The sequence below is a fragment of the Aquicella lusitana genome (genome assembly GCF_902459475.1).
Lineage (GTDB): Bacteria > Pseudomonadota > Gammaproteobacteria > DSM-16500 > DSM-16500 > Aquicella > Aquicella lusitana.
This window is the reverse complement of sequence record NZ_LR699114.1, coordinates 185337-210269: the sequence shown is the minus strand read 5'-3', so window position 1 is coordinate 210269 and position 24933 is coordinate 185337. Positions and strand designations below refer to the sequence as shown.

The window sequence follows — 24933 nt, the reverse complement described above, 5'->3', positions numbered from 1 at the left end:
AAGGTAGGTCTGGTGTATAATCAAATTATATCCAGGAGGATAATATGGCACACATCACTATCCACCCGATTCCCACTCTAAAAGATAATTATGTGTGGGCGCTCATTGATCAGCATCAGCGCCATGTCCTTATTGTTGATCCGGGTGAAGCCGCACCTGTCATTCACTATATAACCCAACATCATCTATTACCTGTCGGCATACTTGTCACTCATCATCATTGGGATCATACCAATGGCATTGTTGAGCTTAGCAATCTCTATTCCGTACCCGTCTATGGCCCAGCGAAGGAAACTATTCGGGGGGTCACCCACAAAGTGCAGGAAAAGGACGAAATTATTATTGATCATTTTCCTCTAACCTTGCAGGTAGTAGACATTCCGGGACACACGCTCGGCCACATCGCCTATTATGCACAAGACAGTGTATTTTGTGGCGATACACTTTTTGCTGCAGGTTGCGGCAGATTATTTGAAGGCACACCCGAGATGTTATACGCTTCCCTGCAAAAAATAGCAGCGCTGCCTGATACCACAAAAATTTATTGCGCACATGAATATACACTCGCCAATCTTCGCTTTGCCGAAGCGGTGGAGCCGGACAATCAAAAAATTTATGAACGCTTAGAACACGTTAAACATCTGAGAGCAAAAGACCTTCCCACTCTCCCCTGTGCCCTCGCTGAAGAAAAAGCGACCAATCCGTTTTTACGCTGTGATGTGCCTGAAATCATTACCAGCGCTGAAAAACACGACGGTAGTTCTCTCAAAAACCCTGTGGCTGTGTTTACTTCTCTGCGCCGATGGAAAGACAACTTTGTTTAAAACTTCTCCTCGTCGTCCCGCGACTTGTTCGCGGGATCCAGCAAACATTTAAAGGGTTTTATGGATGCTGCTTCTCGCCGCTTCGCGGCGTTTGGATCCCGCGAACAAGTCGCGGGACGACGGCAGGCGGAAATTCACCGGACAGTAATGCGCTACGCTCAGGATGACAGCATTATCGAGCATTTTGTAAAATGGCCAAAATCCAGTATGAGAATTAACCGATCAACAAGGTCCATACCCATGAAAAACTGTATAACTACTGTTAAGCTCATCGATAATAAGACGTTAGCTATCTCCGACGGCAACACGTCTATCGGCGAATACAATAATGGCTCCCTCATTCTCTCCATGCTAAAAAAAGCCGCCCGAGAACAAAACATTGACATGGGTATTACGGAACCGGTGACTGGTTTATTTTGCACAGCCATGGCAATCAAATTTATGGTAAAGAAAAATGCAGATATCGCCTTGAAAATTATAAAAGAGAAATTTCCCGAAACCAAAATTATTCAGCCAGCACAGGAAAATGAACAACAAGAAAAGAAAAGCGCTAAACCAGTCGTTTCGTTAAGATAGCATTTCCTCTTTTCTTAACCTTCAACCAACGTACAATAATTCAAAATTTTCTGGATACCCGGAGTAAATCGCACGTTTGTCATGCCAGCGAGCGCTGGCATGACTTATTAAAAATGGCTCTTAACAACACCATCCGCTTTATTTTTCTTCTGGCTTATACACCAAATCAAGCTCTCTTGCCGCCCTGACATCATCCAGTCTGCGTACCGGTAAGGTATGAGGTGCATTTTTCAAAAGGCTCGGATTCTGCTTTGCTTCTTCCAGAATCTGAATTAAAGCGTCGGCAAAGGCATCCAGCACTTCTCTGGTTTCCGTTTCCGTGGGCTCAATCAACAGACATTCCGGTACCAGCAAGGGAAAGTACATCGTTGGGGCGTGAAAACCGTAGTCCAATAAGCGCTTGGCAACATCCAGCGCAGTAATGCCCAACGTTTTTTCACCCTTCAAGGTAATAATGAATTCATGACTTGCCCGACGAGTGGGGTAAGCAAGAGTGAAGCCGGCCGCTTTTAAACGAGCCTGCAGGTAATTGGCATTCAGCGTTGCAAATTCGGAAACGCGTTTTAATCCTTCCTTGCCAAGGAGCCGCGCATAGAGATACGCGCGCATAATAATTCCTGCATTGCCCATGAAGGCTGACAGACGTCCTATGCTTTGCGGACAATCTTTTTCTGTCAGCCACCGATAGCGACGTCCTTCTTTTGCTACACGCGGCACGGGCAGATAAGGCACTAACCGTTCGTTAGCGACCACCGGGCCGCTGCCAGGACCGCCGCCGCCGTGCGGCGTCGCAAAAGTTTTGTGCAAGTTAAGATGGACCACGTCAAAACCCATGTCACCTGGACGAACCTTTCCCAGAATGGCATTAAAATTCGCTCCATCATAATAAAGCAAACCGCCTGCCTCATGGATAATGCGGGCAATTTCCTGAATCTTCTGCTCAAAGACACCCAGGGTAGAAGGGTTTGTCAACATAATGCCGGCGGTCTTCGGCCCCACCACCGCTTTTAGCGCTTCGATGTCAACATTTCCCTCGGAATCGGTTGGAATCTCGCGCACTTTAAATCCGCATTGAACAGCCGAAGCAGGATTGGTGCCATGCGCTGCATCCGGCACCAATATCTCATCGCGGGCCAAATCATTGCGCGCGCGATGGTAAGCACGAATCATTGCCACACCTGCAAACTCACCTTGTGCGCCCGCCATGGGTGATAAAGCCGCTTCCTTCATGCCGGTGACGGTTTTCAGTATTTCCTGCAATTCATAAGCACACGCCATGAAACCCTGGCTGTTTTCTTCCAGTGACAAAGGATGGTGCTGCAAAAATCCTTCCAATGATGTTAGGCGATGCACGCCGCGGGGATTGTATTTCATGGTGCAGGAGCCAAGCGGATAAAAATGCGTATCGATGGAAAAGTTCTTTTTGGAGAGATTAGTATAATGCCGCACGACCTGAAGTTCGGATACTTCCGGCAAACAGGGCACATCCGTCCGCAAAAGCGACGGTGGGATATCATCGCACGCTTCACTTTCCTGAGTGGGCCATTGCGCTTTGGCGTAACGACCTTTGCGTGATTTTTCGAAGATTAAGCCTGACATGCCAGTTTGCCTCCATTAAAAACATCATTGCCCAGAACATCACGCAACTGCTCAGCCAGCAATTTAATATCGTCGCTGGTCTTGGTTTCCGTCGCGCACAACAACAGGCAGTCCCCTAATTCGGGATAGCTTTGTTTCAGCGCATAACCGCATTGAATATGACGCTTCGCCAGTTCGTGCAGCACATGCTCAGCATCAGCATCGATTCGCAGCACGATTTCATGGAAATAAGGCGCGTTAAAAACCGCAGAAACGCCTGGAATCGAAGTTAATGTTTGTTGCATTTCACGCGCCTTGTCGTGACAGAGCGCAGCGATATGTCGCAAACCCTGCGGACCCATCAAGCTCATATAAATGGTAGATGCGGTGACCATGAGACCTTGATTGGTACAAATATTGGAAGTCGCTTTGGCGCGGCGAATGTGTTGTTCGCGTGCCTGTAAGGTCAGGACATAACCTGGTTTTCCGTTAAGATCCACCGTGCGGCCCACAACGCGGCCCGGCATCTGGCGTACATGTGATTTTTTACAACACATAAAACCATAATAAGGACCGCCGGACGCCAGTGGAATGCCAAGTGGCTGTCCTTCGCCGCACGCAATATCTACACCGTTCTTGCCCCATTGCCCAGGCGGTTTCAGCAGCGCCATGGCCATCGGATTCACGACGCCAATGGTTAAAATGTTTTTCTCACTCGCAAGCTCCACAAGCGCATCCACATCTTCCAGCACACCAAAAAAATTAGGCTGCGGGATCACAAGCGCCGCTACTTCATCCGAGATTAATCCCTTGAGCGCCTGAATGTTAATTTTCCCCGTTTCCGGCTGATACGGCACTTCCTTTAGAGTGATAGCTTGCTGGCTGACGATGGTATGGACTGCCTGGCGATAAAGCGGATGCACAGTCCGTGGCATTAAAATGGTGGATTTATCGCTTTTGGAAAGCCGTACCGCCATGAGAATTGCCTCGGCAAGCGCGGTCGCGCCATCGTATAAAGAAGCATTGGATACTTCCATTCCCATCAGATGGGCCATCATGCTTTGGTATTCATAAATCAGCTGCAGACTGCCCTGGCTTGCTTCTGCCTGATAAGGCGTATAAGCCGTATAAAATTCGCCGCGTGTTGCAACATCCCACACTGCGGCGGGAATATGGTGTTCATAAGCACCCGCACCGATAAAACAAAGCATACCGCCATCCTGTCTTGCTCGTTCACGCATGAGCAGACCCAATTCCATTTCAGACATCCCAGCTGGGATGCTGTCTAATGGCGCATGACGCAATGAAGCAGGAATCTCGTCAAACAACGCATCTATATTGCGTATGCCAATGGTATCGAGCATTTCCTTGATATCTTGATCTGTATGAGGAATAAACGGCATGCTTGTCTCCAGAATAATGGATCCGATTAATGTGCCTCGGAAGCGACTACTTTTGAATATTCATCCGCATTCAACAAACTGGAACCGCTTTTGTCAAAAGGACGCACGCGGAAAAGCCAGCCCTTGCCATAAGGATCCTGATTAATGAGTTGCGGGTTTTCAATGACGGCTTCATTGACTTCAATGACTTCGCCAGGGATAGGACAGTAGACATCTGCCGCTGCCTTGACTGATTCAACAACAGCGCATTCCTGACCTGTATCCAGATTGCTGTCCGGTGCAGGCAGCTCCACATAAACAAGATCACCCAGCATCGTTTGCGCATGATCGGTGATGCCAATGGTGATAAATTCATCCTCTTTTTTTACCCATTCGTGCGTTTTTGTATAGTGCAGATTTTGCGGTATGTTACTCATATCAACGTTACTCCCAGTATAAACTTCCTTTCACTCTTTCTTCTCTCCGCCAAACGGAAGAGAGCAGAGCAAAAGCTCAAAACATTTTTTTGCCATTGCGCACAAATGGCGGCTTGATAATGCGTGCCGGAATTTGTTTATTGCGAATTTCAACATGGCAAGTTGCGATATCGCTCGTCGGAATACGCGCCAATGCAATGCTTTTATCCAGCGTGGGCGAATAACCGCCGCTCGTCACTTCGCCTTCTCCGTGACTATTCATCACCACTTTCTGATGGTTGCGAATAATGCCGGGACCTTCCAGGACTAATCCGACCAGTTTGCGTTTGACACCTTCCTGTGTCAGTTTCTCCAGCGCATCTCTTCCGATGAAACGCCGATCTTTAGGTTCCATGACCACTGTCCAGGCCAGATTGGATTCGAGCGGTGTCACGGTTTCATCCATGTCAGACCCGTAAAGGTTTAATCCTGCTTCCAAACGAAGCGTATCCCGCGCACCCAGGCCGCAGGGTACAACGCCCAAATTGAGCCATTTCTCCCAGTAATCTGCTGCAAGGCTGGCGGAAAATATCATTTCATAACCGTCTTCGCCTGTATAGCCGGTACGGGCAATAAACAGATCATCTACGATAGCAAAATGAAAGGGCTTTAAATGCTGGAGCTTCTCGGCGTACTGCGGCAAAAATTGCGCCATTTTGTCTTTGACTTCCGGTCCTTGCACAGCCAGCATGACCAGATCCGTCCGATCTTCGATGCGAACATCAAAAGGTTGGGCAAACTTTCGCATCCATTCCAGATCTTTCTCGCGCGTTCCCGCATTAATCACAACGCGATAAAAATCATCCGCGACCTTATAAACAATCAGATCATCAATCACGCCCCCTTCTTCATTGAGCATGCAGGAATAAAGCGCTTTGCCATTCGTTAACCGGTCTACATCATTAGCGAGCAATAATCGCAAATAAGACGTGGCATCACTGCCATGGATATCCGCCACACCCATATGCGAAACATCGAACATGCCGGCGTGCTGGCGAACCTGGTGGTGTTCCTGAATTTGGGATCCGTAATGAAGCGGCATGTCCCATCCGGCGAAATCAACCATCTTGGCGTTTGCCTTGAGGTGTAAATCATAAAAAGGTGTATGTTTGCCCACGTGATTTTCCCTTACTTAATGGGTGCTTGCAGAGGAAAACGAGTATAGCGTTTCATTGTGTAAAGTAGAAGTGCCTGTCATTGCAAAGTCTGCGATTGCCTTAAAAATAATCAACAACAATCGCATTCGCTAAGCCTACCTTAAGCTTAGTTGATTATGATTGGATTTATTGTTGTCCTGATACATGGAGAAAGTACAATGGCGCTATCACCCGCCCAGGAAGAATCTATCCGATTTACCCTCAATGAATTACTCACTTTTGCAACAGACAAAACCACTTTACAAACCCAAATTGCTGAATTAATAAAAGCCCTGAAGAACGAAGTGGATGACAGTCATCCTTATTTCCGTCTCGGGCAATGCTTTGTGAATCCCCAGAGCACCTTCCTTCGACTGGAAGACCAGGGAAGCAATACCAAACTGGGTGAAGTGCGGCACTATGTGGCGCAATATCTCTTGCAACAGTTGCAACAGGCCGCAACGATCGCTCATCTCGATTTGAGCACGCACATTAATCTATCAACCATCCTATCACTCATTCCTCAATCGCAGTATGTTACTCCCTTCCAGAGCGAAAAAATGGCAATCGATAGCGGTAGCCATCCTTATGAGTTGGAAATCGAGGAGGGGAAAATATATAAGGCAAGTCTGAAGATCCCCATGGATATTGATCGTGAATTGAATGTGTATGATCTTACTCCTGCCTTTGATCTGCATATTGATGTTGAATATCCGCCAACTGTCTTCACACCGCTTGTTGTCCGTAATTTTGAACTCTTCCCCGTGCTCTCTTCGGATTCGGAGGAAGATGCGTTTATGGAAAAACTTAAAAAAGATGCAAAAGCATTTGCGGAAAAGGAAGTAGCCAAAATCATCGTAAGTGACCTATCAAAATTATATTATTTGAATAGCAAAACCAAAGAAGCCTTGATTTATTCGCCCATCAACAGACTGCTGGCACATCGCTTTTATACTCAGCTACTTAAAAACCATCCTACCCTTATTCCAGACCTGATACCGCTTGATGACCAACAAGCTGATATATTGCTTTCCCCTTTGGCCATGCGCTTAATCGAAAACAGTTTATGCTCCATCAAAAAGGCAAAAACACTGACGCCCTGGGGCATACAAGTCCTATCCAATCACTATTATTACTCGCTTCTCCAAGAAGACGCTAACAAACTTGATACTTTGGGCTTTATTACGGAGCCGCAAGGAAAACTACTTTTACTTCCGCCAATGCTGAAGTTGGCCGCTAACAAAAAAATAGCTCTTCGAGAAGCGATGCGGTTGCCGTCGTGTATAAAACCGCTCTTGCTTTCGCCCACCTATATGGCTTACTTCATGAACATGAAAGGCTCGATAAACTGGTGGAGGCTGCGCAAAATAAATGAGGCTGATGTCAGGTTTTTTACTAAGCCGACTATTCGCGAGCTGGTAACAAACCATAATATGGATTTGACAAGGTTAATGGGCATTTCACCTGTGCTTGCGAATGAAAGCGGAGAAAAAATTGCCTACTTGCTGGGAAATCAATATGCCACGGTGGATCAACTCAACAAACTCCTGCCCGAAGATATTGCATTGATCGAATCACACCCAACCCTCTACTTGTGGATTAAAAAAGGCATCCTGGCGCCAGGTGAAATAGACGCGCAAAATATTAGTTTTCTCCATACACGCGTCTATGCACGCCGTCTTTTCACGATCTATTTAAAAGAAGAAGATAACCTGGAAGACCTGGATAAATTAATGCAGGAAATCCCTGACGCCGCTCAGTATTGCAATATGCCCATTGCCAATTTTCGAAATGAAATAGTGGATTTGCTCTTGCTAAAAATTCAGCACGAATTGAGTGACAAACTGAAAACCGAGACAAATAACAGTTTTCGCGGACTCTATCAAACCATGATTAACAAAATCATAGAGGCACAAAATGCTTCAAGCGCTAATCCAACCATCACGCTGCTTGAAGTCGCCATGATAGCTACCGAAGGCTTTGATCAGCTAATAAGAAAGCGATTTTTAAATAAGCCGGATAAAAACGGTTCCCAGCTTTATGCGAATGTGGTGCTCTTTTCGCAAAGCAATACGCCAGAAAAAAACCTTAAGCTCATGTATGAGCAGCTAAACGAACTATGCAAAATATGCGATGTGGGTAATAGCAAAAAACTGTACTTATAACTGGACTAGCGCAGCGACATTACTGTCCGGTAAATTTCTGTTCTCGTCGTCCCGCGACTTGTTCGCGGCGTCTGGATCCCGCGAACAAGTCGCGGGACGACGGCCGGCGGAAATTCACCGGACAGTAGTGAGCGCAGCGAAGGATGACAAAAGCCCAATAACAGGGAGACGAATCTCACGTCGCAATGCGTGGCAATCCGCCTCGATCGCCGACAGCGTATCGGGTAAATCCGTTTTTTATCCATTGCAAATAGTTTGTCATGCTGAGTCCAAACGATCGGAGGGAACGGACGGTTTTTTTATCACTGGCAAATAGATTTTTAATCATATCAACCCCGGCTAACATGGCGAGATTATCGGCCTTGCGCCAGCGCTCATAACGACGCAGATTTGCAAAGCTTGCAAAATTTCTTCGCTGCTGATGCGCGTCAATAATGATTTCAGCCAGGCTCGCCGCATCCAGCAAGCCCATATTCACGCCCTGACCCGCCAGCGGATGAACAGTATGCGCGGCATCACCCACCAGCGCCACATGCTGTCGTATGTATTGCCGTGTCTGCTGTCTATACAGCGGAAGCGCATAACGGCGCTCAAGTGAGAGGATATCGCCCAAACGATGGTCGAACGCTTGCGCCAGCACTTGTTTAAACGATTCGTCATCCAGTGACAACTGGTATTTTGCTTCTTCCACCGGCAACGACCAGACAATAGAACAAGCGTGAGACGGACACAAAGGCAGGAAAGCAAGCGGCCCTGTTTCCAGAAAAACCTGCCGGGCAATATCCTGATGTGGCAGCGCAGTATGTACGGTGGCAACAATGGCATGCTGTTCGTAATCATATTTTTCCACCTCAATCCCTGCCCGGCTGCGTAACCAGGATGAAGCTCCATCCGCTGCCACCGCCAATCGCGTGGAAAATCGGCCGCCATTATCCGCAATCAATTCAATGCCGCTCTCTCCATCTACTATCTCTGCAAGATTGACTGAATAAATAAAATCAACCTGTGTGCGATGTTGTATTTTTTCTATTAACGCACTTTGCATGGCACTGTTTTCGATAATAAATCCCAGCAAAGGTTCTGCAATCTCGCGGCTATAAAATTCAATTTCGCCTTTGCCTTTTGCATCCCAAACCTGAATTCCGTTAAAGGGACTGACTCGTTTTTGCCGTATTGCTTCCCAGACATCAAGCGCCTGGAAAATTCGCTGCGATGCAAGCGTGATAGCACTGACACGATGGGAATAAGCAGACGCAGACCAGGCAGAAATGCTCGGCTGCGCTTCCAGTACGGCAACAGACAAAGCAGTCTGCTGGGCAAGCATGGCAGCAAGCGCGGAACCTACAATGCCGCCGCCAACAATAACAATGTCATATTCTTTTTTCAAAACGGCAACACCAAATCCGGTTTCACAGACAGCATCCACTCGCGAAAAAGCAGCTGAATTTTTTCCAAAATAGCTTGATTCAGGGCTTCAAATCGCAAAATAAGGTAAGGCGTGGTATTGGATGGACGCACCAGTCCCCAACCCTCAGCAAAATTCACGCGCAGGCCGTCGATAGTCATGATATCTTTCGCTTCATCAAAATTTGCGCTGGCAATCAGCTGCTGCATTAATTCAAATTTCTCTTCATCACTGACCCATACTTTCAGTTCCGTTGTATTGACGCTATTTGGGATAGCAGAAAATAACAAGTCGCTGTTTTTTTCCTTTGCGATAATCTCAAGCAGTCTGGCGCCTGCATATAGAGCATCATCAAATCCGTACCAGCGATCTTTAAAGAAGAAATGGCCGCTCATCTCGCCGCCCAATTCAGCACGGGTTTCAGCCATTTTTGCCTTGATGAGCGAGTGGCCTGTCTTCCACATAATCGGCTCACCTTGCAGGGCGCGAACAATAGTATCCAGATGGTTTGTGCATTTCACATCATAAATTACTTTTGCGTTTGGCTGTGTGGACAAGAGCGCCTGAGCAAACAGGATCAACAGGCGATCAGGAAAAATAATGTCGCCGCTGCAGGTCACTACACCTAAACGGTCGCCGTCACCATCGAAAGCAAGGCCTATATCCGCATTCGTATCGTGCACAGCCTTTACCAGATGTCGTAAATTTTCAGGTTGACTGGGATCCGGATGATGATGGGGAAATGTGCCATCCACTTCACAGAATAGCTCATGCACCTTGCATCCTAGCGCGCGAAATAACGCAGGCGCAATCATGCCAGTCACACCGTTCCCTGCATCAATGACAATGTTTAAAGGACGCGCGAGTTGAACACCTTGGGTCACTTCACGAATATAACGTTCGACAATATTGACTTCACGGTAAGTACCACTGCCATTGCTAAAACGCTGTGTAATAATGCGCTGATAAAGCCCTTCAATCTGCTCTTCCGCAAGGGTTGTGTTTTGTACGACAATTTTTAGACCATTATAGTCAGGCGGATTATGACTACCTGTTAGCATGATACCTGAATGGCCTTCGAACACGTGCGTCGCATAATAAAGCAATGGGGTAGGCGCCATGCCAATATTCATGACATCGCAGCCTGAAGATAGAATCCCCTCGCTCAGTGCTTTCAATAATGACGGCCCAGACAAACGGCCATCCCGTGCAATACAAATCTGATTTTCTCCGCGCTCTCGCACCAGAGAACCGACCGCTTTGCCAATGAGAAAGACAATTTCTTCTGTCAGCGTTTCGCCTACAATACCGCGAATATCATAGGCACGAAAAATAGACGCAGGCAATGTAGTGACGGAAGCGGCAGCCAGCATATTAATTTTTTCCTGAATGGCCAAAACCACCTGAACCGCGTGCAGTCATGGCAAAATCATCCACAACATCAAAATGCGCACGCACAATGGGTAAAAAAACCAGTTGGGCAATACGATCGCCGGGTGTAATGGTATAGGACGACTGACCGCGGTTCCAGCAGGAAACCATGAGCGGGCCCTGATAATCAGCATCGATCAGCCCAACCAGATTCCCGAGAACCAGTCCATGTTTGTGGCCAAGACCCGAGCGGGGCAGTATGACAGCTGCGATATGCGGATTGCCTATATAAATTGATATCCCCGTGGGAATGAGATGCGTCTCGCCCGGAGCAATGGTTAACGCCGTTTCAAGACACGCGCGTAAATCAAGTCCTGCAGCATCAGCTGTTTCATAGCGCGGCAGCGGAAAGGTGGTCCCAATCCGCGGATCCAGAATCTTTAATTGCACAGGCTGGGAATGCTGCTCAGGTTGTTGTGTTGTCATCATCGCATGCTGCTCTTGCATTAATTTTTCAGTCATCACCTTCCCTCTTGTTCGATAAGTTTTATCTCGGATCGCTGCCTCACTATCATTGACGCCGCTCCGCTTTGTTGAATGCTTCTGCTATAAGCTTGATTAACTGCCTGGCCAATTTCCGCTTCGGCATCAGCGGCAGGCTGATTTCATTCTCTGCACTAATGAGGGTAACGGCATTCTCATCCGCACCCATCCCAGCTCCACTGCCTACCTGATTAGCAATAATCATGTCCATCTTCTTGCGCAGCCTTTTTGCTTTTGCCTGCGCGATTACATCTTCTGTTTCTGCCGCAAAGCCCACGATAAACGGCTTGCGCGCTAACTGCCCCACGCTTGCGACAATGTCTGGATTGCGAGTCAGGGTAAGCTGAACCGGGCCTTCCTCTTTATGAATCTTTTGGGGCGCAATCGTCTCGCAACGATAATCGCTCACCGCCGCAACGGCTAAAAAGATATCATATTCAGCAACTTTTCTCATTACCGTTTCGTACATTTCCTGAGCAGTGACCACATCCAGCTTCTCCAGATGGGAGGGCTTCGGGATATTTACCGGACCGCTAACCAGTGTCACGTCTGCGCCCGCTTCGCTCGCAGCTTCCGCAAGGGCGTACCCCATCTTTCCCGAGCTGCCATTTGTCATAAAGCGCACGGGATCAATGGCTTCATGCGTCGGCCCCGCGGTGACTATTATTTTTAGACCTGCCAATAGGCCGGATGAGAAAATCGCATTTACCTTTTCCACAATTTCGGCGGGTTCGGTCATACGGCCTGGCCCCACGTCACCGCAGGCCTGATTTCCTTCGCCCGGGCCGATAATATGGACACCTTTATCTAGCAGAACCTGCCTGTTTGTCTGTGTCAGCGCATGCTTCCACATACCCTGATTCATGGCGGGAGCGACGGCAAGTGGCGCCTTGGTCGCGAGGCACAGAGTCGTCAGCAGATCATCAGCATGGCCATGGGCAAGACGTGTCATGAAATCAGCGGTGGCTGGCGCAACCAGAATCAAATCCGCCCAACGAGCCAGTTCAATGTGCCCCATCGCGGCTTCTGCGTGTACATCAAAGAGATCATCATGCACCGGGTAGCCTGAAACAGCCTGCATGGTCAGCGGTGTAATAAACCGTTTAGCATTCTCTGTCATTGCCACACGTACTATTGCTCCCGCTTCCCGCAGGCGTCTGACGAGTTCAGCGCTTTTATAGGCGGCGATACTGCCAGTCACCCCCAGCAGGATGTGTTTGTTTGCGAGAAATAATGTCATTTTATGCCTCTGGCTAATTTAGTAAGAGCGCTCGCCGCCTGTCTGCAGCAGGACTATCGTTAAGTGCGCTTCACGGAGCTTCTTTTTCGATGTGGTTGTTATTATACTCACAAATAATGTAGCTGCGATTATTCTTCTTCCCATAACGATTCTTTTTCGCATCAGGTGCAGTCCTTTCAAAAGGATCGCCTCTGGTACATAACATGCGATCACGTTAGACCCGCCCAAAAGAAATTCCTGAACACCACTATTTTCAACTTCGTTGAAATCTGAATAGGAGAAAAAATGCCATGCGAATCACCGACTGGCCGCATGAGGACCGTCCCCGGGAAAAACTGCTTGCCCACGGTGCTGAAGCCCTGACTGATGCCGAACTTATCGCCATCTTTATCAAAACCGGCACACGCGGCAAAACAGCATTGGATCTCGCTAAAGAAATATTGACCGAATACGGCGGCCTGAAAAAGCTCCTTCGCACCCAAGCTGCCCTTCTGACCCAAAAACAAGGTTTGGGCCGGGCAAAATATGCAGCGCTCAAAGCCGCAGCGGAACTGGGCAAACGTTATCTGGGCGAGGCCCTTTCCATTGGTGAAGTCTTGAATAATAGCCGCGCGGTGCAATGCTTTCTGGCAGATCGCCTGCGAGATTACGCAAATGAAGTCTTTGCCTGTCTCTACATGGATAACCATTTCAGGCTGCTCTCTTTTGAGGAACTGTTCCACGGCACCGTCAATGAAGCAGCTGTCTATCCGCGTGAAATCGTCCGACGAGGCCTTGCACATAATGCCTGCAAGGCTATTCTTGCCCACAATCACCCCTCTGGCCTTCCCCGTCCCAGTACGGCGGATAAGGAAGTAACCTTGGTCATACGCCAGGCGCTCGCTCTGGTGGATATCCATCTGGTCGATCATATTATCATCGGCCACTCAGCTCATTTTTCCTTTGCTGAAGCGGGATTACTATAAGCCTTATTGCTCTCGCCGCGACTTTCTGGTATAAGTTGCACCCTTGTATAAAAGGTATTTAGACAATTTTAAGATCAGTATAGAGAGCAAGATATGGCTAAAAAATGTCCAGTTACGGGCAAAGGCCCAATGGTGGGAAATAACGTTTCTCACGCCAACAACAAAACCAAACGTCGCTACTTGCCAAATTTGCAATATAAACGTTTCTGGTTAGAAAGCGAGAAGCGTTTTGTACGCATCCGTGTCAGTACACGCGGCATACGGATCATTGATAAGTATGGTATCGAAGCGGTTCTGAATGACATGAAATTACGCGACCAAATCGCTGGCTAAGAAAGAATACAGGTAATATCTCATGCGCGATAAAATCAAAATGCTTTCCACCGGTAAAACCAAAGAAGGCAAACCAACAGGTACCTTCCGTACCACAACCAAAAATAAAAAGAAAACTACTGAAAAGTTGAAAATGAAGCACTATGATCCACGTGCTTACAACACAGCCACCGGCAAAAGCGGTATGCATGTGTTGTTTGAAGAAACCAAGATTTAAAACATCACCTCTCTTTAAATTTGGATGTCTTGATGAGCCCGTCTTCGCATAGTCGAAGTGGGCTTTTTTCTTTTTCGGCTCCTTAAACCCGCTGCAAATTTCGCTCGCCGGCGAGCAAGTCGACACTGTTGCATGCTCCTTGTCTTGCTGTAAAGGTTGCCTATTTCGCTGATGAAACTGCACCTGTCGTTGCGAGCGCAGCGGCTGTCATCCTGAGCGCAGCGAAGGATCTCCCGATGTACAAAAGGAGATCCTTCGCTGCGCTCAGGATGACAGCCGCTGCGCTCAGGATGACAGCATTATTGAGCATTTTGTTTGTTGGCCCCGATATACATTACCGGTGCGCCTGTGCGGGGATGGATGACAAAAGACCCGGGCTTCAAAAAGCCCGGGGCATATCTTTATCTTGCTGTTTCCTGCGGAACGTAGGTTTTCAGACGGCTCGAGAACCGGCGTAAAGCTTCGATGCCTGTTTCTTCAGCCTGCTGGCACCATTCCTGTAAAGCTTCCAATAGCTCTTTCTGGCTGGCGGTACTTTTGCTCCAGATATCCTGTAATCGAATGCGAAATTGGTAAACAATCTGTAGAGAGTGAAAATTTTCCAGCACATTCGCCAAACGCATTTTTTGGGATGCTTTCATAAAGGAAACATCACGAACCAGCGAGGTCTGCGCACGATCAAGCAAAAGACGGCTCGTTTTGCTGGCGCGTTTTTTTTCTTCCCGCAGCGCCGGCAAAATTACTTCCCGCGTATAACGAGCGAGCACCTGGAAGCGATAGGTAATGACCGCTTTCAAGGTATCCGTATCAATATAGTTTTTGCTGGGCAGTTCCTTAAGCTTTGGCAGCACACGCTTGGGACTTGCCAGGCGGAAAAACTGCAGCAAGCGAATCACCCACCAGCCTATATCCATTTCCCACCACTTGGAGGAGAATTTCGCGGAAGTTGCATAGGCGTGATGATTGTTATGCAATTCTTCACCGCCAATAAAAATACCCAGTGGAATAATATTGCGTGAAGCATCTTTGCATTCAAAATTGCGATAGCCCCAATAATGGCCAATACCATTAACAACACCGGCAGCAAAGAAGGGAATCCAAGCCATTTGCAGGGCCCAGATAGTAATGCCGATTGTGCCAAACAGAAGCAGGTTCACCCCCAGCATAATCGAAATGCCGAGTGCGCTATGACGGGTGTAAAGATGGCGCTCAATCCAGTCATCCGGCGTACCTTCACCATATCTCTCCATGGTTTCCTTGTTCTTGGCTTCTTCACGATAAAGTTCAGCGCCTTCAAAGAAGACCTTTTTGATTCCTTTTGCAATAGGGCTATGCGGATCTTCATCCGTTTCCACCTTGGCATGATGCTTACGATGGATAGCGGTCCACTCTTTTGTGACCATGCCGGTTGTCAGCCACAGCCAGAAACGGAAAAAATGGCTCACGATCGGATGCAGCTCCAGCGCACGGTGTGCCTGGCAGCGATGTAAATAAAGTGTCACTGAAAAAATGGTAAGCTGCGTTAATACCATCAGTACAACAACATATCCCCACCACGGTAACTGTATTAAGCCAAACATAATGATGGCCCTCTCCTCTTATGAAATTTGCCCTATAATACCACACCTAACCATTCCGACGAGGAAAATAATAGCAATGCCCGAATTGCCTGAAGTTGAAACCACCCTGAGAGGGATAAAGCCCCATATTATTCACCAGAAGGTAACGGAAGTAGTGGTGCGCCACAAGCAGTTGCGCTGGCCTCTGCCACCTCGTCTTAAGGCCAAACTGCAGGGAAGCATTGTTCAAAATATAGTCAGACGGGGAAAGTACCTGTTATTTGGCTTTGATCACGGCACATTGATTCTGCACCTTGGGATGTCTGGCCGCCTGCACATTCTGCCATGCACCGCGACCGCGCAAAAGCATGATCATCTTGATATCTGTTTTGAAAATCAAAAATGTCTGCGTCTAACTGACCCGCGCCGCTTTGGTGCCGTTCTGTGGACACCTGAGCCGCCTGAGCATCATGCCCTGCTTTGCCATATCGGTCCCGAACCGCTGACAGGTGCTTTTAATGGAGACTACCTATACGAGCAGGCGCAAAATAAAAAAATAGCCATCAAATCTTATATCATGGATAGCCGTATTGTGGCAGGCGTAGGCAATATTTATGCTACGGAAGCACTCTTTGACGCTGGTATCCACCCCGAGCGATCCGCGGGGAGCCTGACACGAACAAACTATCAGGCACTCGCCGCGGCCATTCAATCGGTACTAAAAAAAGCCATCAAGAAGGGCGGCACCACTCTCAAAGATTTCACCCGCCCCTCCGGTTCACCCGGCTATTTCAGCGTAGAGTTACAAGTCTATGGACGCGACGGTGAACCCTGCTTGCGCTGCGCTTCTACCTTACGGTTATTGCGTCTTGCCCAGCGTAGTACCGTTTTTTGCCCGCGATGTCAAAAATAAGCATCCTCTATCATTCCGCCTGCTCGGTGGGTTTAGCCAGCTGGCTGATAGCTATACTTTGCCATATTAATAATGTGATCATGAAAAGCATCCAGGCTGGGACGATGACCCACGCTTACCAGTGAACAATGTGGCAAGCGCGAGCGTAAAAGTTGATAAAGATATTCTTCATTCTGCAAATCCAGCATGGACGTGCTTTCATCAAGAAAAATCCAGTCCGGCTGGTGCAACAGGACGCGTGCAAACGCCACGCGCTGCTGCTCACCCGGAGACAATTGTTCAGACCAGGACGCGGTTTCGTTCAGGCGGGGAATCAGGTTTTCCAACTTGCAATCCTTTAGTACCTGTTCCAGCTTTTTTTCCAGATCAGGGTTATGTTGTCGGTCAGGAAATAAAATGGCGTCTGCCAGTGTTCCTATCGGCATATACGGTTTTTGCGGTAAATACATCAGCTTTTGTTCCAACGGCAAGACTATTTCCCCTGCAGCAAAAGGCCATATGCCTGCCACGGCACGAATAAAGGTACTTTTTCCGATACCTGAGACACCTTTAATCAAGTAATGATTGCCATGCGTGAATATTTCATTGATATTTTTTAACAAGGTCGCGCCTTGAGGCGTTGTAATGGTAACCTGCTTTGAAATGATTTTGTTTTCTGGTTTTTTCTCAAACACTAATTTTTTCTGTCGCGTTACGCTTTCATCAATTTCCTGCAGATGATCCAGAAAAGTGGTTAAACGTCGTGCCACTGCACGCCATTCAGCAATTTGTGTATATGCATTGACAAAAAAGGAGGAGGCTTCCTGAATGCTACTGAAAGCACGCAGACTTTGCATCAGGCCGCCCAATAAAAAAACCTTGTTAAAATAATTGGGCAGCGCGACCAAAAGCGGCAGTAAAACGGCCACCTGGTTATAACTGGAAGTAAACCAGAGCAATTTTTTCTGTCGCAATATAATAAAAAACCAATTCTCAAGCACACGACCAAACAGACGATCCAAAATGCTTTTCTGATGCGCTTCACCCCGGTAAAGCGCGACATGTTCTGCATGCGACCGTAAATCTATCGCGGCAAAGCGAAATGTGGCCTCACGACGCTGCTGCTCAAAGTTGAGTCCGATGAGCGGGTAACCAATTTTGAAAGCAAAATACGTGCCCATTAATGCATACACAATCGCAACCCATACCAGATAACCGGGTATATGTAATGTGCCCAGCGGGCCCAGAGGCAAACGAATCTCGCCAGATAATTCCCATAACACATAAATAAACGCAAAAAAGGTGGTAATGGAGCTGATCAAACCCATCGATAGGGAAATCGATGCCGTCACCAGCGCCCCCACGTCTTCCTGAATACGCTGATCGGGGTTATCTGTGCGTTCATCAAAGGTTTCGAGATAATAATAGTCGCGCTTCTCTAGCCAGCGATTGACAAACTGGTCTGTGAGCCAGCGTCGCCAGCGCAATGCAAAAAGCTGGGAAATATAATAACGATAGACAGCGAGAATAATATAAAGCGCCGCCAATACGCAAAACACAATAAGCCAATAAACCGTTTCGCGGATATTATAAGCCTGAAGGGCATTATAAAAATAATTGGCCCAATAACTGAAGGCAACGTCAAAACCAACCAGAAAAATCGTCATGATCATGACGATCGTGAAAACAAAATAAGCATGCGAACGCTGGTCTGACTGCCAATATAATTTAATTAGCTGCCAGGCCGTATAGTGACGCGGTTTCAGGAATTGCTTCATGCATTTCACCTTGAAAGTGAAAAGACTCCTCAATTCATAGTACTTAATTAAAAAGACTATTTCTATGATCTTCTTTTTAATAATCGATATTGCTTTCCGACAAAATTTGATTGCTATGCCGCCAAACACTGCAATCATCATTTTTTTAACTGCCTGATCACGCTATAATCGTAAAAATCTCATTTTGGAAGTTGCCATGAAAAGGGAAGCAAACGTTCTTAGGTTGGTGTTGATGTTATTTTTCCTATCGGGTTGTTCTTATAACCCGTTTATTTCCAACAATCACACCACTGGCAGTCCCGTCGGCGCAGCAGCGGGTGCTGGCGTAGGCGCAGGAAGTATTGCCGTCCTTGGCGGCTCCAAAACGCTCATGACAGTGGGCGGTCTGGGCGGTGGTGCGCTGGGTTACTACATGACGACGCTCCGTTATGATGCAGGCGGTGTGATTCAATCGGGTGGACAAGTCTATAAAGTCGGCGACTTTGTCGGTATTAATATTCCCAGCGATAAATTATTTGAGCCTAATTCAGCAGAATTTCTGCCGCAGGCAGGGCCTATTCTCGACAGTGCCGCAACGGTACTGCAACGTTATCCCAACAACAATATTATTATCTCGGGCAACACCAGCGGTTTTTCACGTCCGCGTTGGGAACGCAGGTTATCAGAGGCACGCGCCAGAAAAGTTGCTTCCTATCTCTGGAATGCAGGCATCAATAATTTTAAAGGAGCTGAAACGGACCTGCGCACACTCAACTACGTGGGCTATGGTAATTACTTCCCCATTGCCAACACCTATACCAATGACAGTATCCGCAAAAACAGCCGCATTCAGATAACTTCCTTTCCAACTTATTGCGATTTACATCTGGACCGGCGCCATCTCGCCATGCGCAACATGGGCGCACTCGATGATACTGAGGCAAGAGAAACGATGGATGATTGCATCGAAAAAACCCAAAAAGATACTGATCTGACGGACGACAGTTATCAGCCTGACGCTATTGTGGATTATAAAAATGAGAGGGGATGAGATCGATCATCGATAAGGATTTCCTATTGTGCATTTGGAAATCCTGCTTTCGTCGTCGTCCCGCGGCTTGTCCGCGGGACGACGACGAAAGCAGAAATTTACCGGACAGTAATGCGCTGTGCCCAAGATGACAGCCATTCTGTAGAATCAGCATCATTTGACAAAAATGGCCAACGTCCAGCTAAAGTAATTAACCAATCAAGCCTTGCATCGCTTCCCATACCCGCTGAGGCGGCAGGGTGCCAAAGCAGGCGGGTGTCACGCTGGAAGGTGTTTTGTAGCTGCAGGTGCGGCTTAAGCAGGGAGCGCAAGAAAATGGTGTAGCAAGATGAATGGACGTGCGGCCTAATGCCCCCGTAAAAGCAGGATTCGTTGGCCCATAAAGAGAAACCGTTGGCACATCCAGCGCGGCTGCCAGATGACCAAAACCCGTATCCACCGACACCGCTCCTTTTGCATTGGCAAGCAATGCTGCCATGCCGGCAATGCCAAGATAGGGTATGACTTCAATCGCCGCACACTGTTTAGCCATGCGTTCCGCTCTTTCCATTTCAAGCGCATTGCCACCGCTCATTTTTATGCGAAAACCTGCGGCTGCCGCTAATTCACCCAGCTCAATCCAATATTTTTCCGGCCACTGTTTCGTTACCCATGTCGTACCATGCAAAAAAACCAGATAGTTTTCCGGCTGAGACGGCTGCTGAAACTGTTGACGGTCAAGATTAAATTCAGGCAGTGTCTCAGGCACGTGATAGCCTAAAGCTTGTGCAAACAGGCTGCGCATGCGCACAATCGCATGCTGATGAAAATTCACGGTACATTTACGCTGATAAGCAAGCGATGCTAGCTTTTCGCGCGCTGAGCGCCAGCCTAACCCTGCACGAAGGCCTTTGGTAAAAAAAGCCAGGAAAGCACTTTTTACCAACCCCTGCGCATCCAGAATAAGATCATAACGCTGCTGATCCAGCTTGCCGCGAAGCGTTTTCCATTCTGCGCGTGTATCGCGTGAAAAAATGCCCTTGCGCCAACGACGCAGAGCAACGGGAATAATTTTATCTACGCAGGGATGCCAGCGAGGAATATCAACAAAAGCATCTTCTACCAACCAATCAAAAATAATGCCAGGCACGGCCTTGCCCGCGTCAGTCAAAGCGGGCAGCGTGTGGATGATATCACCCATGGATGAGGTTTTTATTAGCAGCACACGCATACTAACCACCCCACGTCGTCATGGCTTGAAGAACACGGTCAGGCGTTAAATCCCGCATGCAGCGGTAATGATCAAGAGGACAGATACGCTCAAAACAAGGCTGACAATCGAGTTTGAGCTGTAAAATGGTGGCGTCACGCGACAGTGGCGGCGTAAAAGCCGGGCTGGTTGAGCCGTACAGGGCAATGAGGGGTTTTTTAAGCGCTGCCGCCACATGCATCAAGCCTGAATCGTTGGTCACTACGCCTGAAACCAGCGATAACAGATCAATTGTTTCCGCCAGATCAGGTCTGCCCGCCAGGTTGTCACATCGATTCCCTGTGAGCTGCATGATTTTCTCTGTCACGGGTCGGTCTTTCTGGGAACCCAGCAGCCAGACATCCCAGCCTTCTGCCATTTTTTGATTGGCAACCTGCGCATAATATTCTTCCGGCCAGCGTTTAGACGGCCCATATTCTGCGCCAGCACATAACGCAAGCACTGGGCGGCCGCGCCAAAGTGGCTTATGCTTTTCGAGCACGCTCGCCTGGGAAGCTGGCAATACTTCAAATTCCGGATAAGGCGGCTGCTCGGGTAACGGTTCGGCAGGCGGCAAACCCAGCGCCATAAACTGATCAATCATAAGCGGATAACGTTTCTTTTCCAGATGGCGGATATCGTTTAGTACCACATACCGGCACTCACCGCGCCAACCTGTGCGCTTTGGAATACGGGCAAGCCAGGGAACAAGCGCTGATTTAAATGAATTGGGCAGCACGATCGCCTGATCATACGCGCGCGAACGCAGGGATTTTGCTATTTGGCGGCGACATTTGAGGTTTAATTCACCATGGGTCAGCGGCATTTCTATTGCCTGGGATACTTCAGGCATCCGTTGCAATAAGGAAAATGTCCAGGCAGGTGCGAGCACATCAATGATGACATGGGCATCACGCTGCTTTAAAAGCTTAAACAGACACTGGGCCATGACCATGTCACCGACCCAGGCGGGCCCTATGATGAGTATCTTTTGCGGCATAACAGTAACTAACTACTTTTAGACTTAGACAGGAACGAAATCTTTCAGCACATATTGTGCGCCGCAATAGGGACACGTGAATTGGCCCGTTTCTTCAATAGGCAGATAAACCCGCGGATGCGCATCCCATACACGCGTGTCTCGGGGCGGACAGGAAAGCGGCAAGTCTGCCTGTGTGATTTCATAATGGCGTTGAGCACAGCACGCTGGCTCCAAATCACTCCCCTTTTTTATTTGCATCTGATGACTCTCCAGCACGGAATGTAAACAGTGGGCTAATGATAACCGATTTGGCTAGTTTAGGGGATAGTTTGTTTAACCAGCCGGCTAATGCCTTCTTTTAATGGCAGGGTCGCGGTAAAGCCGATATGCATTTCAGCTTCTGTTACGCTCGCATAGGAAGAAGGGATATCGCCCGCCCGTGCAGGTTCAAAACGCAGTTTTGCAGGTCGACCACCTGCTTCTTCAAGGCATTGAATCAAATTAAGAAGTGTCTCGGGATGACCCGTCGCGATATTGATTGCGCCTGCATGACTCCCTTGCAAGGCAAGCCAGTTCGCCCTGGCTACATCACTGACATGAATAAAATCACGCGACTGACGACCGTCGCCAAAAATAGTCAGCTCCGCTGAATTCTGGTACGCATCCAAAAACCGGCTAATAACACCGGAATAAGGTGAATGAGGGTCCTGGCGTTCGCCGTAAACATTAAAATAGCGCAGGGCCAGACTTTTGACGCCGTGCAGCCGCTCGTACAGATCAGCGTAATCTTCATCCTGTTTTTTTTGCAGGGCATAAGGTGATAAAAGCATCCCTGACAATGGCGCATCATCCCGGCAAGGCAAGCTCTGCGCCTCACCATACACGGCCGCACTCGAGGCATATACAAGCCGAATAGGTCGGCCCGAGGAACGCACGGCCTCTAGTACATGTAAAAATCCTTGCGTATTGACCTGGAAAGTATAAATAGGATTCTCAATAGATTGGGGCACAGAGGCGATAGCGGCAAGGTGCAACACGGCATCACAGTGAGTCAGCAAATCTTCTATGAGTGGATACTCCAGCACATCCCCTTCTACAAATTCAAGGTTGGGATGTTTCAGGTCCAGGTTTTTCAGTTTGCCGGAAAACAGGTTGTCGAGTACGACCACTTCCCTGTCCTGCTGCAGCAGTAAATCAACCGTATGCGAACCTATAAAGCCTGCGCCGCCTGTGACAAGTATTCGCTGCGGGATCATTCTTGGGCAAAGACAAAGGAAGTTAATGGAATCCACGTACGGTATAAACTGATGCCAATATAAAGCAGCATATAACCGACCGAGATCGCTACAAGCAGATGATTGGATTGCGGGTATAACCATAGCAAGCCGGAGGTGGCAATGCCCCATAACGTCGTCATGACAATCATCCCGAAACGCAGATATTTATTGTCAGTCAGGTAATCAAGCCGGGAAGGATACACATACTTGATAGGCACAAAGCTCAGCAGGGCAAGCGAAAGCAGAATAGTCATATTGGTCGCTGGACTCATCTGCCAGAAAAACAGATAAAAGACGGCAATATTCCAGTAGCTGGGAAAGCCCTTAAAAAAGTGATCGGAGGTTTTTGCGTCCACTTGGGTAAATTGATAAGCAGAGGAAAAGGTGATCACCATGACACATAAAATGCGCCAATATTCTGGCAGCAGATTGGTCACCAACAGAAAAAAGCAGGGAACAATCGTGTAATTAACGAAATCGACAATGTTGTCGAGAAGCGCCCCATCGACTTCCGGCACCACTTCCTTGATTCGAATCATGCGGGCAAACATGCCATCTACTGCATCAATTGCAATGGCAGCGCCCATTAACCAGAGCGCTAATAATAAATTACGCTCGTAAATGGCGAGGAGTGAAAGCAGCCCAACACAGGCGCCGCTTGCAGTAAACGCATGGACCAGCCAACCGATTACACGACGCATCAGATTAACCTCTTTCATGTTCACAGCCAAAGACCCTACTCCTATGACGAACGTTGCTCGCGGGCAAAACTAATAAGTAACACGAGCGCCCCAAAAATTCCAGACAGAAGTGACCCTAAGGCGACGCCAAGCCGCACCTCCGCTAAAAAATAACTCGCTTTTTGAAAAGAAAGCGTACCAAGAAACAGGCTCATAGTAAAACCAATCCCACACAGAAGGGAAACGCCATATAACATCGCCCAGGTCGACTTTTCAGGGAGTCTAGCCAGACGAAATCGGATGAGCAGCCACGAAAAACCAAATACGCCCAACTGTTTGCCAACAAAAAGACCCAACATGATGCCTAACACAATTTTGTCTAACAGGCTGGACCAGGACAACTCATCAAATGAAAACCCCGCATTCGCCAGCGCAAAAAGCGGCATGATAAGGTAGGCAACCCAGGGATGCAGCGCATTTTCCAGGCGACGCAAAGGAGAATATCGCGGTCCATCTTCCGGGATCGCGAGCGCTAACAGCACACCAGCGACCGTAGGGTGCACACCCGATTTAAGCAGGCATAACCACAACCATGCGCCGACGAGTAGATAGGGAATGAGTGAGCGGATAGTCACGACATTAAAAAGATAAAGTACGCCCACGAGTACTGCCGATTGAAACAGCCACAGATAAGACAATTTATGCGAGTAAAAAAAAGCAATGATGACAATGGCGCCTATATCATCGAAAATCGCAAGCGCCATTAAAAATAATTTGAGCGCATCCGGCACGCGTCGCCCAAACAATGAAAGCACGCCCAGCGCAAAAGCAATGTCAGTTGCGACCGGCGTCGCCCAGCCTTTCATTGTGACGCGATCGCCATAATTCACGCCCCAATAAATCAATGCCGGGATGAGCATGCCCCCCACTGCCGCGAACGCCGGCAACAGGACCTGCGAAAACTGGGACATTTCATCTTCCAGATAGCTGCGCTTTAACTCAAGCCCCACCAGCAAAAAAAAGATCGCCATCAATCCTTCATTGATGAGAAACAAAAAGGCTTCGATAAATTGTTTGTGAAAGGGAGCAAGCGGCGAGTTAGCCCAAAGAAGGGCGACAAGCGCCGCGATGAGGAGAATAATGCCGCTTGATGATTCAAGTTGTAGAAATTGCTTCAGTAAAAAACGCATCTTTGCCTACAAATTCAAAATGCCTTTCCAGCAGATGAATATTCGGTTAATCCGTCACCGTTCGCCTCGAGGAGCGGCACAACGTGTCGCGTCTCAAAGGGCGTTG

At 48.1% G+C, this 24933-nt stretch carries 24 protein-coding genes; 8 read left to right on the top strand and 16 right to left on the bottom strand.

The window, feature by feature from the left end:
• Nucleotides 1–44 precede the first annotated feature (44 nt).
• Together gloB and AQUSIP_RS00935 are read left to right on the top strand one after the other, a co-directional pair.
• Nucleotides 45–824, top strand: coding sequence for a hydroxyacylglutathione hydrolase (gloB, locus tag AQUSIP_RS00940; protein WP_114834253.1), 780 nt, complete (start codon nucleotides 45–47; stop codon nucleotides 822–824).
• A 60-nt stretch (nucleotides 825–884) separates the two neighbouring features.
• Nucleotides 885–1400: a hypothetical protein gene (locus AQUSIP_RS00935; RefSeq protein ID WP_114834254.1), complete on the top strand. Its 516-nt coding sequence runs from the start codon at nucleotides 885–887 to the stop codon at nucleotides 1398–1400.
• Between the two features lie 138 nt (nucleotides 1401–1538).
• Here AQUSIP_RS00935 and gcvPB read toward each other — a convergent pair whose 3' ends face one another.
• The 4 genes from gcvPB to gcvT all read right to left on the bottom strand — a co-directional run bounded on the left by gcvPB (nucleotide 1539) and on the right by gcvT (nucleotide 5953).
• Nucleotides 1539–2999 (bottom strand): aminomethyl-transferring glycine dehydrogenase subunit GcvPB, encoded by a 1461-nt coding sequence (gene gcvPB / locus AQUSIP_RS00930; protein ID WP_114834255.1) that lies wholly within the window; start codon nucleotides 2997–2999, stop codon nucleotides 1539–1541.
• Nucleotides 2987–4381 carry an aminomethyl-transferring glycine dehydrogenase subunit GcvPA gene (gene gcvPA, locus AQUSIP_RS00925; protein WP_114834256.1) on the bottom strand — a complete coding sequence of 465 codons (1395 nt, stop codon included), beginning with the start codon at nucleotides 4379–4381 and terminating at the stop codon, nucleotides 2987–2989. Before gcvPA ends, gcvPB begins: the two co-directional genes overlap by 13 nt.
• Nucleotides 4382–4407: 26 nt before the next feature.
• Nucleotides 4408–4797 (bottom strand): glycine cleavage system protein GcvH, encoded by a 390-nt coding sequence (gene gcvH, locus AQUSIP_RS00920; protein ID WP_114834257.1) that lies wholly within the window; start codon nucleotides 4795–4797, stop codon nucleotides 4408–4410.
• Between the two features lie 76 nt (nucleotides 4798–4873).
• Nucleotides 4874–5953 (bottom strand): glycine cleavage system aminomethyltransferase GcvT, encoded by a 1080-nt coding sequence (gene gcvT, locus AQUSIP_RS00915; RefSeq protein ID WP_114834258.1) that lies wholly within the window; start codon nucleotides 5951–5953, stop codon nucleotides 4874–4876.
• 198 nt (nucleotides 5954–6151) lie between these two features.
• Between gcvT and AQUSIP_RS00910 the strand changes: the two genes are divergently transcribed.
• Nucleotides 6152–8137, top strand: coding sequence for a hypothetical protein (locus tag AQUSIP_RS00910; protein ID WP_114834259.1), 1986 nt, complete (start codon nucleotides 6152–6154; stop codon nucleotides 8135–8137).
• A gap of 175 nt (nucleotides 8138–8312) precedes the next feature.
• Here AQUSIP_RS00910 and AQUSIP_RS00905 read toward each other — a convergent pair whose 3' ends face one another.
• The 4 genes from AQUSIP_RS00905 to coaBC form a co-directional block, all read right to left on the bottom strand.
• The gene (locus AQUSIP_RS00905; RefSeq protein WP_170131787.1) at nucleotides 8313–9524 is read right to left on the bottom strand and encodes a UbiH/UbiF/VisC/COQ6 family ubiquinone biosynthesis hydroxylase; all 1212 of its coding nucleotides are present in this window, start codon (nucleotides 9522–9524) and stop codon (nucleotides 8313–8315) included.
• Nucleotides 9521–10915, bottom strand: a complete 1395-nt coding sequence (locus AQUSIP_RS00900) for a phosphomannomutase/phosphoglucomutase (RefSeq protein ID WP_114834261.1) — start codon at nucleotides 10913–10915, stop codon at nucleotides 9521–9523. The genes AQUSIP_RS00905 and AQUSIP_RS00900 overlap by 4 nt, the downstream gene beginning before the upstream one ends.
• A 1-nt stretch (nucleotide 10916) precedes the next feature.
• On the bottom strand, nucleotides 10917–11399 hold the full coding sequence (gene dut, locus AQUSIP_RS00895; protein WP_114834289.1) for a dUTP diphosphatase: 483 nt from the start codon (nucleotides 11397–11399) through the stop codon (nucleotides 10917–10919).
• Nucleotides 11400–11484: 85 nt separating this feature from the next.
• Complete coding sequence (coaBC, locus tag AQUSIP_RS00890) at nucleotides 11485–12696, bottom strand: bifunctional phosphopantothenoylcysteine decarboxylase/phosphopantothenate--cysteine ligase CoaBC (protein WP_114834262.1); 1212 nt, start codon at nucleotides 12694–12696, stop codon at nucleotides 11485–11487.
• 290 nt (nucleotides 12697–12986) lie between these two features.
• On the opposite strand from coaBC, the gene radC reads away from it, so the two are divergent.
• From radC to rpmG, 3 genes are all read left to right on the top strand, one after another.
• Nucleotides 12987–13661, top strand: a complete 675-nt coding sequence (gene radC, locus AQUSIP_RS00885) for a RadC family protein (RefSeq protein ID WP_114834263.1) — start codon at nucleotides 12987–12989, stop codon at nucleotides 13659–13661.
• Between the two features lie 93 nt (nucleotides 13662–13754).
• Entirely contained in the window at nucleotides 13755–13994 is a 240-nt protein-coding gene (rpmB, locus tag AQUSIP_RS00880) for a 50S ribosomal protein L28 (protein WP_114834264.1), read from the top strand.
• Between the two features lie 22 nt (nucleotides 13995–14016).
• Nucleotides 14017–14211, top strand: a complete 195-nt coding sequence (rpmG, locus tag AQUSIP_RS00875; protein ID WP_114834265.1) for a 50S ribosomal protein L33 — start codon at nucleotides 14017–14019, stop codon at nucleotides 14209–14211.
• A 401-nt stretch (nucleotides 14212–14612) separates the two neighbouring features.
• On the opposite strand, the gene AQUSIP_RS00870 is transcribed toward rpmG, so the two are convergent.
• The gene (locus tag AQUSIP_RS00870) at nucleotides 14613–15794 is read right to left on the bottom strand and encodes a DesA family fatty acid desaturase (protein ID WP_114834266.1); all 1182 of its coding nucleotides are present in this window, start codon (nucleotides 15792–15794) and stop codon (nucleotides 14613–14615) included.
• 73 nt (nucleotides 15795–15867) lie between these two features.
• On the opposite strand from AQUSIP_RS00870, the gene mutM reads away from it, so the two are divergent.
• Nucleotides 15868–16683 (top strand): bifunctional DNA-formamidopyrimidine glycosylase/DNA-(apurinic or apyrimidinic site) lyase, encoded by an 816-nt coding sequence (mutM, locus tag AQUSIP_RS00865; RefSeq protein ID WP_114834267.1) that lies wholly within the window; start codon nucleotides 15868–15870, stop codon nucleotides 16681–16683.
• A 32-nt stretch (nucleotides 16684–16715) separates the two neighbouring features.
• On the opposite strand, the gene AQUSIP_RS00860 is transcribed toward mutM, so the two are convergent.
• Nucleotides 16716–18440 carry an ABC transporter ATP-binding protein/permease gene (locus AQUSIP_RS00860; protein ID WP_170131788.1) on the bottom strand — a complete coding sequence of 575 codons (1725 nt, stop codon included), beginning with the start codon at nucleotides 18438–18440 and terminating at the stop codon, nucleotides 16716–16718.
• Between the two features lie 196 nt (nucleotides 18441–18636).
• On the opposite strand from AQUSIP_RS00860, the gene AQUSIP_RS00855 reads away from it, so the two are divergent.
• A complete protein-coding gene (locus AQUSIP_RS00855; protein WP_147277483.1) occupies nucleotides 18637–19470 on the top strand; it encodes an OmpA family protein in 834 nt (277 codons plus the stop codon).
• A 190-nt stretch (nucleotides 19471–19660) separates the two neighbouring features.
• Here AQUSIP_RS00855 and waaC read toward each other — a convergent pair whose 3' ends face one another.
• The 6 genes from waaC to nhaA are packed head-to-tail and all read right to left on the bottom strand — an operon-like array spanning nucleotide 19661 to nucleotide 24827.
• On the bottom strand, nucleotides 19661–20680 hold the full coding sequence (waaC, locus tag AQUSIP_RS00850) for a lipopolysaccharide heptosyltransferase I (RefSeq protein WP_114834270.1): 1020 nt from the start codon (nucleotides 20678–20680) through the stop codon (nucleotides 19661–19663).
• A 1-nt stretch (nucleotide 20681) separates the two neighbouring features.
• A complete protein-coding gene (waaF, locus tag AQUSIP_RS00845; protein ID WP_114834271.1) occupies nucleotides 20682–21698 on the bottom strand; it encodes a lipopolysaccharide heptosyltransferase II in 1017 nt (338 codons plus the stop codon).
• A 24-nt stretch (nucleotides 21699–21722) separates the two neighbouring features.
• Nucleotides 21723–21938: a zinc-finger domain-containing protein gene (locus tag AQUSIP_RS00840; protein ID WP_114834272.1), complete on the bottom strand. Its 216-nt coding sequence runs from the start codon at nucleotides 21936–21938 to the stop codon at nucleotides 21723–21725.
• Nucleotides 21939–21997: 59 nt separating this feature from the next.
• The gene (locus AQUSIP_RS00835) at nucleotides 21998–22936 is read right to left on the bottom strand and encodes an NAD-dependent epimerase/dehydratase family protein (RefSeq protein ID WP_170131789.1); all 939 of its coding nucleotides are present in this window, start codon (nucleotides 22934–22936) and stop codon (nucleotides 21998–22000) included.
• Complete coding sequence (locus AQUSIP_RS00830) at nucleotides 22933–23658, bottom strand: CDP-alcohol phosphatidyltransferase family protein (protein ID WP_232058608.1); 726 nt, start codon at nucleotides 23656–23658, stop codon at nucleotides 22933–22935. The genes AQUSIP_RS00835 and AQUSIP_RS00830 overlap by 4 nt, the downstream gene beginning before the upstream one ends.
• Nucleotides 23659–23699: 41 nt before the next feature.
• On the bottom strand, nucleotides 23700–24827 hold the full coding sequence (nhaA, locus tag AQUSIP_RS00825) for a Na+/H+ antiporter NhaA (RefSeq protein ID WP_114834275.1): 1128 nt from the start codon (nucleotides 24825–24827) through the stop codon (nucleotides 23700–23702).
• Nucleotides 24828–24933 lie beyond the last annotated feature (106 nt).